Origin of the sequence: Pelomonas lactea (assembly GCF_043555885.1) — a bacterium.
Classification (GTDB): domain Bacteria; phylum Pseudomonadota; class Gammaproteobacteria; order Burkholderiales; family Burkholderiaceae_C; genus Pelomonas; species Pelomonas lactea.
Genome location: NZ_JBIGHX010000007.1, coordinates 234,959 through 248,458, shown reverse-complemented (window position 1 = coordinate 248,458; position 13,500 = coordinate 234,959). Strand labels below are relative to the sequence as shown.

Sequence of the window (13,500 nt, the reverse complement as noted above, 5' to 3'; positions counted from 1 at the left end):
TCTGGCCCAAGGCAGGTCCGGCGCTCGGCCCGAATGCAGAAAGGGTGATACGCCGCAGATGAACCAAGGTTGTAACAGCGGACGGTTCGCGGGCTAGCTCCTGCCAAAAGTGGGGGTTCGAGGTCGCTGTACGAGGCTATGGTCGCCTCCAACCTCAACTTCCAAGTCCGTAGCACCCCTGCCTACCTCCGCGGTCTCGTCGACAACCGAGCCCGCGCGGACGGCCAAGTCCGGCGCCTGACCGAATTGCTTGCCGACCTCCAGACCGAATTGGCCAAGGCTCACAGGCATCGCGATGCCTGTGATGCGATGCTGCAGGCGCACAACGCCGACTTGGCACGTGAAAGCATTGCGCCCATCCACGGAACCTTGGGCGCCTACGGCCAGCATGGCGGGCTCCAGGCAGGTATCCGGGAGTGCTTGACGGTAGCTGGCACGGTGGGGGTGACCGTGACGGAGATTGCTGCCTATCTCGAAGAGGTACACCAGCTCAAGTTCGTGTCGGCAAAGGCTCGGTCGCGCTGGGCGACAAATTTGGTGAACCCACGGTTGCGTGAGTTCCTCGCCCGCGGCGAAGCGGAGCGGATTGGCGATGCGCTGGGGCGGTCATCCCAGGGTAAGCGCTGGCGGTGGAAGGCAAGCGAGCCTCAGACCGTCGATGCACTGGCCACAAGAGCTGCGGCCCACGGTGTGAAGGTCAGCTACGTCGAAGACGACTTGCCGGGGGGCTGATGACGCGCCCCACCGAAAAGATGCTGAGAGTGCCCAGCTACCTCAAGGGCCTCGTTGAGACAAGGGCACGCGCCGATGCGTCCGTCTGCCGGCTTCAGGCGCTCATCGACGAGGCGCAACAAAACTTGGAGCGAGCCAAGGCTGAACGCGATGCTGCCGACGTTCTGATTCAGACCTACAACCCAAACTTGGACCCAACCACCATCGTCCCGGTGCGTGCATGGCGTGGTCGGTACGGCAAGCGTGGCGAGAAGGCTGCGGTCATACGCGCTTTCGTGCAGGCGGCGTATCCGCAGGCGGTGTCGACCGTCGAAGTGTTCTGGCACGTCGCGATGACCTTCCAATTGGACTTCCCATCGGCAGGTGCCAGAGAGGAGTTCAAGAAATCAGCCATACGGAACCCACTCCGCGAGATGGCGAAGCGCGGCGAGGTGGAACGACTCGATTTGTTCGAGCTGAACGGCCAGGCAAGCTCAACTTGGCGTTGGGCGGCCGACCTGCCGGCAGCAGGGGCCTCCGCCCCTCGTTGAGCCCATCCTGGGCCAGCCATTGCGGCTATCTCGGCGGTCGACCGTCCATTTCGGAGCCCGGCTCTCGGGGTGCGGGTCCGCTGCTTGAGCCCACCGGAAGTTGTTCTGGGACCAGCAGCTCGTGCTTTCGGTTCTTTCCGTGGGTGTACCCGCGCCAGTAGTGAGACCGTCCGACGTTGAGCGCCCAGAACAACAGCTTTGCCGTCCGCACCGGGGCCGGCACGCGACGGTGGTCTTCGCGGAAGGCTGTTTCACAGGCGTAGTCCATCAGGTACTTGGGCTCGACGTTCAGATAGATGCCGGCCTCCGCGCGGTCCTGCCGTGCAGTGAACGACTCTGCAAGATTGTTGTGCTCGCCATCAGGCCCCACCAGCGTTTCGCCGTGATTCACGGTCTGATGCAGCCTGAACTGCTTTCCAAGCTTCTTGAATGCAACTCCCTCGTCGGTTGCCAGCACAGATTCGGGAATCAGCACATGCCGAGTGGCCAAATGCTCAACGACTTCAGGTGTCTCGGCCATGCCAACGCCCACCTTAGTCCAGACGGAGCCATCGCCCGGGTTGCCGGACCGTCGGCGCAAGGTGATGACCATTCGCCGGTTGAGCGGCAGTACCTGGCCGGTGTTCGGGTCCCGTACAGCACCTTGGTCTCTCAGTTCCACCTGTTCGGTCTTGGCAGCTTTCTTCTGCTCAGCCGACAGGTTCCGTTTGGCCTGCTTCGCGTTGAACGCGTCAACTATCGCCTTTGCTTTGGCATCAGCCTCTTCCACGGTCTTCGGTTGTTGCTGGCGCAGTGGGCGGCCCCGTTTACCCGCAGCATCGTGACCCGAAGCGTGTGCGCCGTCGATTTCGACGACGCCAGCGATGAGCCCCGTGTTTTGCCCACGCACCAGCCCCTCGCGCAAACGGGCGGTCAGAGAGAACGCGGTGTTGTAGCTGACGGTGCCGACCATCTCGCGCAGCGTCAATGCAGGGATGCCGGCGCTGCCGCAGGACCACAGCAGCGTCTGCACGTACACCGACTGGAGACTACGCTTGCAGCTGTCCAGGAGGGTGTTGGTGGTGACATCAAAGTACTTCCTGCAGAACACGCAACGCCAGTCCTCCCGTGCGGCCGTCCACGTGTGCTCGTCGATGGTTCCACAGTGAGGGCACGGCATCTCGGTGTGGCTGCCCCAGCGTAGGCGAGCGAACTCGCGCCGGACGCGGTCCTCGTCCCATCTGTAGACGGTCGCCAGATAGTTCTCCTCGATGCTGCGCTTCGAGGCCCGGTACCGCGCTCCCGCAGACGGCGGCCGATGAACAGACGTGCGCCGTGGCCGACTCGCGGGCAAAGCCGCGGCGTTCAAGGTCGCGGTCCCTGCTTCGCCGCTCATAGCACCTTGCTCATGAACCGGTTGTACAAGTCTTCCGGGACGATGCCGCTTGGCGCATTGGCGGGACGTGCCACTGCTATGCCCTCTCGCGCCAGCCAACGTTCCAGACCGCTGCGCGCCGGGTCTGGGACTTTGCTGAGGCCGACGTAGCGTTTGCCCATCTCCTCGAACGGCTTTGGCACACGCAGGGTGGGCCGCTCGGGCAGCTGCCAACTCTTTGAGTAGGTCCACGACACCGCCCGCGCAAGCAGGTCCCAATGCTGCAGCACTTCGGGCGCATGGCGAAACACTGCAGAGGTCCGTGTTCCCAAGAGGTCGTCGGATAGCTGGCAGACGTAGTCGCATGCGCGACCTTGGGAAGTCAGCTGCGCCCAACCGACACGAGCCCGACGGGTCTCTTCAAGCTCGCTCCAATGCTCGATGACAGCGCACATCCGCGTCGCGGAAGCGCCCCTCGGGGATGCTGGCTCATGCGGCATCTCCGGCAGGGCCTCCTTCACGTACAGCCCGACTGCCACCAATCTCGCGACGAGGTCCCAGATGGTCGCCGACCACCGCGGATAGTCCTTCAGTTCTCTAATGCCGTGGGAGCCAACGCCACAACTGAAAAGCTCGCTTTTGTAGTCAGCGACGATGTCGAGCTTGGAGTATCCGAAGTCCAGTCGCCCGAGCATGTTGTGCAGCGACGCATCCTTGAGCAGGCCTGTGTGCAGAGTGACTGTGAACATCAGGTGCACTCCACATCCCAGGTCTGGTAGTACTGCAAGTCCTCGACCACCTCCATGCCGGTGACCCGCAGGTTCTTGCCCTTCCAGTACAGAACCCGTGCGTCAATCAGCGGTGGCAAGACCTGACCCTGCTGACCGTCGATGGCACTGACGAGTTCTGCTTGAACGAATGCGCGGCCAAGCTGGTTGTTCCGCTCTTCTCGCATGCGAATGACGCCGACGTACTCTTGGGTCGCCTTCCGCTCGCTTGAACGCAAGGGACGGCCTCGGACATTGATGGGGCGGACAGTGGCTCTCATGGGGGTCTTTCGATGGGCGTTTTAGCGAAGCGACCGGATTGCAGCCGGCGCTTCACGGCGCGATGTGCACATTGTTTTAGGCTTTAGAGGGACTGAAAAATGGGTTTGTGCGCCCACGCACAAACGTAAAGTGCAATTGCCAATGACCGTGCGGAAGTCACAGGTGGGAATTCCGGCCGGAGGCGGCGAGTTGCAGAGATTTGAGGGGTCATGGCTTGTCAGCCTCGACGTCGATGACCAGCTCCTCGATGGTCTGTTCGGCCAGCAGCACAAGCTCGAGGGCGCTGCGCTCAACGCAGTCGGCATACAGCCGTCCTAGGCGTTGCGCCACGAGCTGCAGATGAACTGCCTCCCAGCCAGCACGCGCGGCCTCTGCATCGTCCCGCAGGCTCTTCAACTGGGCCGGCGTCGCCGACCGATGTCGCGCTGCATGCTGGAACCTGCGGGCCGTTGTGACCATCTGCACCGTGAGCCAGCGATACCCCCGAATCAGCGGCGCGTCGCGAGGCAGTTCCCAGTCGACGTGCGGCAGCGCATTCAGCAGCGTGCTGGCGTACTCCCGCAGGATGCGTTCTTCCAGCATCGCTGCATCTTCAAACACCCAACGGTCAGCTGGCGCCGTCATGGCGTACCTCGCTAGCGCCCCTGCTGCAATGCGCCTGCTGTGTGACGTCCCGCAGCACCGCAGCGCTCCACAGTCGCAGCCATTGCTGCCAGGCACGAACTGCGTCTTCGACCATGCCAGGCGGCCCGCTGAGACGGTAGGTGCGCTCATGGCCGGTGATGAGCGGGACGCCCTGCAGCAGGCTCGACTCATCGACGGGGGAGCTCACATGGCCAATCCCGGCCACAGCGCCGGACACATGAAACGTTGGCCGAGATAGCCGCGGAATGAGGACCTCAAACGCGCCCCAATGGGCCAGGACAACGGGTGGGGCAGATACGGTGCGGTATGGCCAAGCAGACATGGCGACTCCTTGCGCCCAGTTGGGCAGCAACACGGAAAGACAAAGCTCCGCCATGCACGGCATAGGCCGCGCCGGAGCGCTAGCGGGGGGGATGCGGCACTAGCCGCTAGGGAGGGGCTTCAGCGTTGTCACCTCCGGTGCTTGAAGGTGCGGAAGGAGCCCACCACTAGACCCAGAATCTCCAGGTCCGTGCGAGGACGGATGACCTCGAAGGCAGGGTTTGCGGGCTCGAGGTAGAACCCGGACGCATCGCGGCGCAGCGTCTTGACGGTCAGTTCGCCATCAACAGCCGCAACCACGATGTCGCCCGGCTCGGCCAGCGAGTGCGTCTCCACGACAACCACGTCGCCGTCGAGCAGGCCCGCGTCGCGCATCGAATCGCCGCGAACGTGGCACATCGCCGTTTTGTTGGGCTCCCGGATGAGCAGGTCCTCAACCGAGATGTGGTCGAAAGCGCCATCTTGGCTGGCGGGTTGAGGCAGACCAGCGCGAACGGTGCCGAGCACGGGGTAGGCGAAGAACGACGGCCCGGGAGCGAGCCGACCGCTTGTCCTCGACAAGTAGCCCGCAGCCTCCATGCGGCCTACCAGCTCGAATGCCGACCCAGTCGATGACATGCCCAGCAGGTCAGCGACCTTCGCCAGGGAGGGGAACGCCTTGTTCTCCCTCCAGTAGGTTCGAAGGGTCGCGAGGTGCTTGGTGTCTTGCTGCTGCGCCATGTCTGCCGAATGTTCGTTCGGCACAACTGTATGGAAGAACAGCCTTCCGCGCAATATCAATCTGAGTGTGGACCGGCTCAACAACTGGCTTAGGACAGCGGCCAACTTAAGGCAGATGGTTAATGCACAAGAAAGTCGCCTCAATCAAAGGCGCAAACCTAGGCTGAATAGCTATACATGCCCGTCTGTTCACTCAAATCCACCAATGCAATCAAAACTTCTAAAGCTCAGCGCAGCCACGGCTTTAGCACTTGCTCTAGTTACGTCAATCGCAGCGACCCCGGCCACTCCTACAGGCAGCCCTCTTGAACGAGGTGAAAGACTTCTTACCCTCCTTCAACCGTTACTCCATGGCGAACTATTTCCAAAGATGGATGTCGTCCAATCGGCTCTCGGTATTTCCTTTAAGGATGCGCATGTGAGCATTGCCAGCGGCAACCGAGAGGTCTCTGGCAACGCAACCCTAGCGGCAATGGATTGGCCCGGCTACGCTGACACGTCGGCAGAAGCTACGCAAGCGATGACTCGCAACGTCATCACACTCATGCCCGAGAAAACAAAATGCGCGAGCCCGGCGCCTCTTAAATCAAGCCTCAAAATGGCCCGTATTTATAGGGAAGGGACGGATGGCTGGGAGCCGATGGGAAGCGAACCCGAGTACGCTGGCGAAAACAAGTCGTACTTCTGGAATATTTCACTGTCCGAAATTAACGGATGCATCGCGCGCATCAGCCTTGTTTTTACAAAGAAAGAATAAATGCCTTCGCCCAGTCTTGACTATCCCGTTGTTAATGAAAACAACGTCGCACTGAAACAATTCCTCCGAAGCTGGTTCGACAATGGCGCTTTAACGCCATCAGCCACGACTACCCAGTTCCTCGCCATTGTCAATGCCTCCCCAACGATGCGGGAGCTTCTAGGTCGAGCTGCACTCGACAAAGTGGACATCTGGGCCTTCGAACAAGCGACAGACGCAGCGTATTACTTGTCGGCGAATGGGACCAGTCGTGCAAAGATTCGTTTTTCCACTTCGATGGTTGATGCTGCAAAGCGCGACCTACAGGGGCTCACAGACTTTGTTTATTCATTGGCGCATGAGCTTGGGCATGCCTATGGAAATAACGGCTCGGGTGTGGATGCGCCAGCGCCAACCGGCACCATTCCAACGATGTCAGCTGACACTTATGCTTGGAATGAGATTTACTGGTCGGAAGGCGCGGGCGCCACATACATGGTGCAGGTCGCCCTCGAGATAAAGCTGAACGCTCCAAATCTGGTAGCGAACAACGTAGAACTGCGGGGGCTCCCTCCAGGCTCATATGGCGTCCTTGCCGCCAAGTACGATACTCATGCCAAACTCGCACCAACGTCTTTCGAGGTTGACATTCGTACTAGGACGCAGAAGTATCTGTATGAGGAGAGAAGTGCAACCGTCGGCGGCGGCGGTACTCAAAACTACTGGGACAAGTTCGTAAAAAAATACATTGCTGCACAAATGGGGTTTGCCAAGTGCAATTTTCCCGGACGAAATATCCAAATATATTCCAAAGCACCGGACTACATGCGCGGCACCGACTGGTGGGCGGACGTGAAGCTATCGCCTAACTCACCCATCACGTATCGCTACAACGCACAGGACCCAAGTCGTCTACAAGTATTCAATCTGGGCCGCGAACAAGGATACAAGCAGCTTTTCAGCACTAAGAGTTGCCAACTCACCGACATTCCTCAGTTGCCAAGCTCAACTGTCGCGTATCAGTACATGAATTCAGACGGCAATTTGGTACTGGGCGACCGTCTCACGAACGCGGCCGAGACTGGCGAGTTCGGGGACGCGGGTGAGGAGCTGGACGCTGGGACCGCGTGGGCGATTGAGAGCCCAGACGACTGGCTCGAGTACAACGTCTACGACGGCGACAACGGCATTTCCATCAAGCTCGCGGAAGGCGGCAAGCTGGTCTTCGACGAGGCATCCAGCTCGAAGGCGTTCTACGTCAAGCGCCCCAGTGAAGCGCAGCCGAATGTGGAGTTGGGCGCAGTTGGCGGTGCCGCAGTGGGCGTCGGCTCTGACGACTACACCAGCATCATCGTCAGCAGGCCCGGCATCGGCGAACTGCCCCTTGGCACATTGCTCGCAAACGACGACACCCAGGCCAGCTTCTTTGCTGCTGCCAACGGTGGAGAACTGCGCGGCTTGGTCGACGTGACGAACACCATCCACGGCTATGGCGGCAACGACACCCTCTTTGGCGGAGCCAAGGCGGATGTGCTGTATGGCAGCCTAGGCAATGACACGTTGGACGGCGGTGCCGGCGCCGACCACATGGAAGGTGGACTGGATGACGACACCTACTTTGTCGATGACGTTGGCGACCAAGTCGATGAGCTTGCCAATCAGGGCTACGACACGGTCAAAGTGCATCAGGGCGCTTTGTCGAGCGGGAGCTACCTGCTCCAAGCCAACATCGAGGCGGGCGAGCTGCTCGCCGACGCAGGCAATGCCAAACTCTACGGCAATGAGCTGGACAACCAGCTCAAAGGCAACGCGGGCAACAACTGGCTTGATGGTGGCGCCGGCGCCGACCGCATGGAAGGTGGGGCCGGAGACGACTACTACGTCGTGGGCAACACAGGCGACCAAGTCATCGAGCTCGGTTCCGAGGGCTACGACACGGTCCAGGCCTATGTCGATAGCTACGTCATGTCCGAGAACGTGGAGAAGCTGCAACTCTTCGGCACCGGAGCGCCTCGAACAACGGTGACTGGTCGAGGGAACAACCAGGCCAACAATATGGTCGCCATGGGCCTGCAGTACGCGTACCTGTATGGCGAGGGCGGCAACGACTCGCTCTACGCGGGTGCAGGAGCAGGCGCACTTCTGAACGGCGGAGCGGGCAACGACAAGCTCTTTGGCAGCAGCGGTCGTGACTACATAGACGGTCGTGACGGTGGCGAGTTCGACGAGCTCTACGGCGGCGACAACATTGACACCATCCTTGCTGACGGCGACTTTGTAAAGGGTGGGGCGGGTGACGACACAATCACCTGCTCGTACTCCGCTGGCTCGACTATCGAGTGGGGTCTCGGAGATGGCAGAGACACCGTGCGGGCCAGCAACCTCGACACGGTCAAGTTCACCGGTTCGGGCTACTCGCTCACTGCAACCCTCAGTGGAACCGACTTGATTCTCACCACCGACGGCCGCAACGGCATGGTTCTTAAGAACTGGGTATATGAGTTAAAGCCCACGGTGGAGCTGCCGGATGGTCGGCGCATTACCGCGGCTCAGATGGACCAGTTCATTCACCCCGCCGTGACGGGTTGGCAGTATTCAGGCGGAACTTTCGGCGGCAGCGCTCAAAACCTCTACAACGTCGCCGTATCGTACAGCGGGCTGTTTGCAGACGCTGAGGCGTTCTGGACCCCCCTCCTCGGACAGTCGATGTTCGTGGAGCAGTGGCAAAACGCATTGGTGAACGGCAACTACACCGGGCGATTCCAGGGTACGAGCGAAATTCACTCCTCGTCTGTTAGCGCGAGTTTCTCATACCCCGGCTACAACGGAAACGACCCGTACGCTTTCGGCTGGGCCATCATGAACTACGACTTCTGGCTGAACGGAAGCGGTGGGTACGAGGTTGCAATCACCTCTATTTCTGCCGGCTATGGCGGGCAGGTCTCCTTTGAGGTAGACCCTTCAACCGGGGAGAACGTCGGACATCAGATTCCGCGGTACGTTCAAGTCAGTGCCGGTTATGGGTACAGCCAAGTGGTGCTGGACCCGGCCGTGACTTCGGCGGTCCTGTACTCCCCAACCGCCGGGGCAATGGCCTCACAAATGGGCGAGGCTGCAGCGCTGTACCTGAATTCGCCCGAAGCGCTGAACCTGGTGGCTGCACCGGCTCGGTCGTTTGAATACTACGACGCGGCGGTCAGCACTCAAGACCTGGCACTCACTGGCGGACCCGACGGTCCCCAGCTGGACTTCTACTACGGCAACGCATCGCTGCACTTCGGAAGACCGTCGAGCAGTCCGGACGTTGTCTCCGCAGCGAACGAGGCAACCAACGCCGACTCCTTCGGACGCGAGACCCGAGTCAGCGTCATGCCGGTTCCAGTCAATGATTTCAGGCTCGTTGCCTGACGCAAATCAACGGGGCTTCGGCCCCGTTTTCTCGGTCAACCCTGCAAACAATCCTTTTCCTTAGGCGCTTAAAGGCAAGGATTGTTGACATTACGGCTGGTCTGCCCGCCCTCAGGCAGCTAGCCAGCGCCGCAGGGCGTCGATGACACCCGGCGTCGTCAGCCCGCGCTTCGACTCGCACACGATGAGTTCCGCTGGTGGCTCGGTGCCGAATTCATCCGGCGCGTCGTCAAGGATGCGATGGGATACGACGGCACGGTTCATCTGGAGGAACCAGGTGATGGCTTCGCTTCTCGGGCCTCGCGGCACGGCGACTACCGGCCGCTTGCCCAACGACGCCAACAACTCTTGAAGCTCATCCAGCGTGTGGTCGTACCGCCAGGTCGAATGAACTGCGATGACGACGTCCGGATGCGGGGCAAGCACTTCTGCAAGCAGGGGTAGCCAGATGAACCTGGGTCCGGTGTCCTGGCTGCCATCACCGGCAGGGTGGAATACGCCATCTATGTCGATGAACAGCACGCGCATCGCGACCAGCTTTCATTAGAAAAATCAGTCTGATGGCGTCTAATGAAGGCGCCATAACGCCATGTCTCAGCAGCCTGAGAAGGCTTCCGCCGCCATCCGCACCCGCTCAAAATCTCCGTCCTTCAGCGCCTGCAGCGGCGTCCTTGGCACGCCGGACTCGGTCATCACGCCGCGGCGAATCTCACCTGCAGTGGCAAGGCTGCCTCGTGCCGTCGTGAAGAACATGAACTTGCTGCCGCCCGACAAGTCGCCCAACTGCTTGGACACAGCCTCAACCTGCGTTCGTTCGAGCTCCGGGTCCAGGAAGAACGCCGGATACCCCCGTTGGCCGCCGTGCTCGAGATAGAACAGTCGCCGCGCGGCAACGGCTTTGCTCACCGCCTGTCGCGTCACACCGGCGCGTCGCTGGAGTTCCGCGCTATCTATAAGATGCCCCTCAGCTACGAGGCGCAGGAACGTCTCGCCAATGGTGTCTGGCTTGTCCGACAGTGAGCACGCGTCAATCTGCTCCCGCCACGCCGTCAGCAGGCCGCTGATGCGGCCGAGCGAGTCCATGGCACGACCGAGTTCCTGCTGAAAGCCGCGCAGCTCAGCGGCTGCGGTTGGCGGGACCAACGTTGGAGCCTCCGCGACCGCGTGCTCTGCGACCGAAAGCTGGTCGGCGACAGCGCGCAGCTTCAGCACGGCCGGCGCGCGGTTAGGTGAAGCGGTTGGCATGGCAAACATTCTACGCCGATGTCAACCATGTCAACCGCTGTCTGGGCGGCCGGGTCAGTTGCGGGGCTCCACCCAATCGCCAAACTCGTTGTAGTGAACCGAGCCTTCGAGGCCCGCCGCCTGCCATACCAAGTCGAACACGGGTTTGAGCGCGCGGCCAGCAGGTTGGGCGGCAGGGGCGAGGACGTCAGGCAACACCACCGTCTTGCGGTCGAAGAACGTCTGGTGGTCCTCGAGGAAGAAGTTGTCCGTCGCCACGCCAAGCTGAAGCCGGTCGGCACCCAGTAGCGACAGCATCACAGAAACCTCAGGTTCGATTCCGAGGTGGGTCAGTTCACGGCGAAACGATTGGAGCAGCGCGATGGTGTACTGCTCGTAGCTCAAGCTGGCAAGACGCGCTCTGCCGGTGTCGGCGCGCGCGGGCAGCACGTAGGTCGACTCGAAGAATCCGTTGCGGAAGAACTGGGAGTAGCCGTGCGTCCCTTCGGCACCGGCATTGCGGACAGCCAACGCACCGTCGACGTTGATGCGGCAGCTGCCTGGGGTCGTTGTGCCCAGCACCGGAATGCGCCGGTCGTTGGCGTATGGCACAGGGTCAACCTGCACCAGGCCCAGCGCGGCCTGCGTCGGCACGAGGTGGATGACCAACAGGGGTCCCGGGACAAGCCGGTGGGGGGCTTCGCCCGACAGAATTTTGCCCAGTCGGTCGGTGCGAAAGTCCCTGACGCGCTGTGCCTGGTTCTCTGAGCGCAGGAACAGCCCACGGATTTCCGGAACGTCCAACTGCCGATTGCGCAGCCCATCGCGCACGTAGAAGTGAAGGTTCGGCTTGGACCGATGGGGCCCCGCCCAGCTCTGGGGCACGCGCACGATGACAGCATGCCCCGTGACATCGCCGACCGTCACGGGTACCGCGTGGACCTGCGGTCCCGGAAGCCGCGGCTCTGCCAAATTGAGGATGAAGTCCTGGATGCGGCGCACCTCCTCGTCGGCGCTGGCCAGCGTTTGCGGCACCACCGCACTGGCCTGGGCGTCGTCATCCTCATCGATGCCGAACACGATGTCCCCGCCAGCTGCGTTCGCGAAGGCGGTGACGTCAGCCATAAACTTGACCTTCGAGCGGTCGTCCCACGCGGCAGGCAGGTCACGCTTGAAATCAAGGTGCGGCCCCTCCTGCGCGCGTGCTGCGATGAGCTGGTCGAGATGGGCTTGCGTTGTTTCTAGGAGGTTCGAAGGAAGCATCTGAGTTGCGTAGTGACCGGCTAAACGTCCTGGCTACAGCTGACACTGCGTAGCCACGCGCCATGTCCAATTTGTATGTCCTTTTTTTCGCCCAAGCAGGTCCGTGAGCACAAATATCTGACTTTCGTCATCGGCCCGTACGAGGACGGTCGGCCGGTCAAACCAATAGTCAGGGACATTGCAGACAAGGACTTCATGGGGGACATCTACCATCCGGGCAAGGAAGACCCTCATGCCTACAAGCCCGGAAACGAACTAGCGAGCGAGTACACGAGACTGCGGGTGTTGTGGACCAACTTCGCGACGCTCTATGAGAAGGCCAAGCAGGAGTCGGACAGCTACACGCGCAAGCTAACGCTGAAATTCGCAGTCGTTGAACTCCGCAGCTTTGTGGATGCGCTACCGCACATCGGCACGCTGATAGAGCGCTTGCCATCGCACGATGGGAAGTTCCCCCGCGCATTCGTCTGTCTGACCAGCGAAGAGCGCGAAAGCTTTCGCAAGAAGGCCAAGGCGCTCCAAAAAGCAAAAAAGGAGCTGGTCAAGCTTTCGGAGATGCGGAATGCCGTGGGAGCGCATATGAGCAAGCCAAAGCTGCACGGAGCCGCCATCTCGAACCCCAAAGAGGAAGTGCGATGGGCAGAGATAGAAGAACTGTGGCAACGCCTAGAGCCCCGCATGTTCGTGGACATCGCGCATGCGGGTACGGCTTTCTTGACCTGCGTCCAGCATTTGCCGGTGCATGAGTTCTACCGCTTCGAGTCTCCTTCCCGCATCCGCTGCCATGTCCCAATGATTGCGGAGCAGCGGGGCTTGGAGCTGCATCTCAACGCGCTCAGTCCGTCGATGGTTCAGCAGATAGAGAAAGTCGACGCTTCCTATGTTGCAGGAACCACCATCGTCCTTCAACTTAGCGTATTTTTCGACAAAGCTTAGCTATAGAGCTTGAAGCGCTTTTGCTTCGCTATGGAACCTATCTTTGAAGACCCTTCTAGCCATCCTGGCAGCAGCAACCCTTGCGTTGGGCTGCTCGCAGCAAACCTCAGATGCAGGAAAAGACCTTCTCGCGATTCACAAGGCCTACACCAAGGCTGATGAGCGATATCAAGCCCTTCGACAGCTCGGCGGCGCTGCCGTTGCAGCGAATCTGATTTTCCACTGCGTAACGAGCCCGAATCGCCAAGCAGACTGCGCCAAGGCCAGCCAGGTGTTGTGGCTAACGCTACGGGACACAGCAGGGCCCAACAGCGCCGAAGCCAATGCAGGCTGTCTTTTAGCCAAGACGACCCGACTGTTGTTCGTCACGAAAGTAAAAGCTGACATAGCGTTCGAGCGTGGCGCAACGACTTATCAGGGCGACATGTCTCGTGAAGCGTGGTTTGCTGAGACCGAGGAAGCGCTGCAGAAATTAGTCGATGAGACCAACGGGTGGTGCGCTTAGGCCCCGCTGTACTGAATCGAAATCGGGCCTCGGGCCCGATTTTTCTAATCAGCTCGCGACACTCACCGGACGTGAGT

General features: G+C 60.7%; 14 protein-coding genes. 6 read left to right on the top strand and 8 right to left on the bottom strand.

The annotated features are described in order from the left end of the window. Nucleotides 1-138: 138 nt before the first annotated feature. Both ACG04Q_RS19310 and ACG04Q_RS19305 read left to right on the top strand, forming a co-directional pair. On the top strand, nucleotides 139-732 hold the full coding sequence (locus tag ACG04Q_RS19310; RefSeq protein WP_394512907.1) for a hypothetical protein: 594 nt from the start codon (nucleotides 139-141) through the stop codon (nucleotides 730-732). Then, entirely contained in the window at nucleotides 732-1,262 is a 531-nt protein-coding gene (locus tag ACG04Q_RS19305; protein ID WP_394512906.1) for a hypothetical protein, read from the top strand. Before ACG04Q_RS19310 ends, ACG04Q_RS19305 begins: the two co-directional genes overlap by 1 nt. A 25-nt stretch (nucleotides 1,263-1,287) precedes the next feature. Here ACG04Q_RS19305 and ACG04Q_RS19300 read toward each other — a convergent pair whose 3' ends face one another. From ACG04Q_RS19300 to ACG04Q_RS19280, 5 genes are all read right to left on the bottom strand, one after another. Then, nucleotides 1,288-2,274: a transposase gene (locus ACG04Q_RS19300; RefSeq protein ID WP_394512905.1), complete on the bottom strand. Its 987-nt coding sequence runs from the start codon at nucleotides 2,272-2,274 to the stop codon at nucleotides 1,288-1,290. 359 nt (nucleotides 2,275-2,633) lie between these two features. Further along, complete coding sequence (locus ACG04Q_RS19295; protein ID WP_394512904.1) at nucleotides 2,634-3,365, bottom strand: hypothetical protein; 732 nt, start codon at nucleotides 3,363-3,365, stop codon at nucleotides 2,634-2,636. Next, on the bottom strand, nucleotides 3,365-3,664 hold the full coding sequence (locus tag ACG04Q_RS19290; RefSeq protein ID WP_394512903.1) for a hypothetical protein: 300 nt from the start codon (nucleotides 3,662-3,664) through the stop codon (nucleotides 3,365-3,367). The genes ACG04Q_RS19295 and ACG04Q_RS19290 overlap by 1 nt, the downstream gene beginning before the upstream one ends. Before the next feature lie 208 nt (nucleotides 3,665-3,872). Continuing rightward, nucleotides 3,873-4,247 (bottom strand): hypothetical protein, encoded by a 375-nt coding sequence (locus ACG04Q_RS19285; protein WP_394512902.1) that lies wholly within the window; start codon nucleotides 4,245-4,247, stop codon nucleotides 3,873-3,875. 513 nt (nucleotides 4,248-4,760) lie between these two features. After that, entirely contained in the window at nucleotides 4,761-5,351 is a 591-nt protein-coding gene (locus ACG04Q_RS19280; protein WP_394512901.1) for a LexA family protein, read from the bottom strand. Between the two features lie 370 nt (nucleotides 5,352-5,721). On the opposite strand from ACG04Q_RS19280, the gene ACG04Q_RS19275 reads away from it, so the two are divergent. Together ACG04Q_RS19275 and ACG04Q_RS19270 are read left to right on the top strand one after the other, a co-directional pair. Further along, nucleotides 5,722-6,108 (top strand): hypothetical protein, encoded by a 387-nt coding sequence (locus tag ACG04Q_RS19275; protein ID WP_394512900.1) that lies wholly within the window; start codon nucleotides 5,722-5,724, stop codon nucleotides 6,106-6,108. Beyond that, on the top strand, nucleotides 6,109-9,495 hold the full coding sequence (locus ACG04Q_RS19270) for a hypothetical protein (RefSeq protein ID WP_394512899.1): 3,387 nt from the start codon (nucleotides 6,109-6,111) through the stop codon (nucleotides 9,493-9,495). It begins immediately after the preceding gene. A gap of 111 nt (nucleotides 9,496-9,606) precedes the next feature. Here ACG04Q_RS19270 and ACG04Q_RS19265 read toward each other — a convergent pair whose 3' ends face one another. From ACG04Q_RS19265 to ACG04Q_RS19255, 3 genes are all read right to left on the bottom strand, one after another. Next, complete coding sequence (locus ACG04Q_RS19265) at nucleotides 9,607-10,023, bottom strand: HAD domain-containing protein (protein ID WP_394512898.1); 417 nt, start codon at nucleotides 10,021-10,023, stop codon at nucleotides 9,607-9,609. Nucleotides 10,024-10,089: 66 nt separating this feature from the next. Next, nucleotides 10,090-10,740 carry a hypothetical protein gene (locus ACG04Q_RS19260; protein WP_394512897.1) on the bottom strand — a complete coding sequence of 217 codons (651 nt, stop codon included), beginning with the start codon at nucleotides 10,738-10,740 and terminating at the stop codon, nucleotides 10,090-10,092. Nucleotides 10,741-10,794: 54 nt separating this feature from the next. Then, a complete protein-coding gene (locus ACG04Q_RS19255) occupies nucleotides 10,795-11,982 on the bottom strand; it encodes an AlbA family DNA-binding domain-containing protein (protein WP_394512896.1) in 1,188 nt (395 codons plus the stop codon). A gap of 75 nt (nucleotides 11,983-12,057) precedes the next feature. Between ACG04Q_RS19255 and ACG04Q_RS19250 the strand changes: the two genes are divergently transcribed. Then, nucleotides 12,058-12,918: a hypothetical protein gene (locus ACG04Q_RS19250; protein WP_394512895.1), complete on the top strand. Its 861-nt coding sequence runs from the start codon at nucleotides 12,058-12,060 to the stop codon at nucleotides 12,916-12,918. Between the two features lie 43 nt (nucleotides 12,919-12,961). After that, a complete protein-coding gene (locus ACG04Q_RS19245; protein WP_394512894.1) occupies nucleotides 12,962-13,423 on the top strand; it encodes a hypothetical protein in 462 nt (153 codons plus the stop codon). Nucleotides 13,424-13,500: the final 77 nt, after the last annotated feature.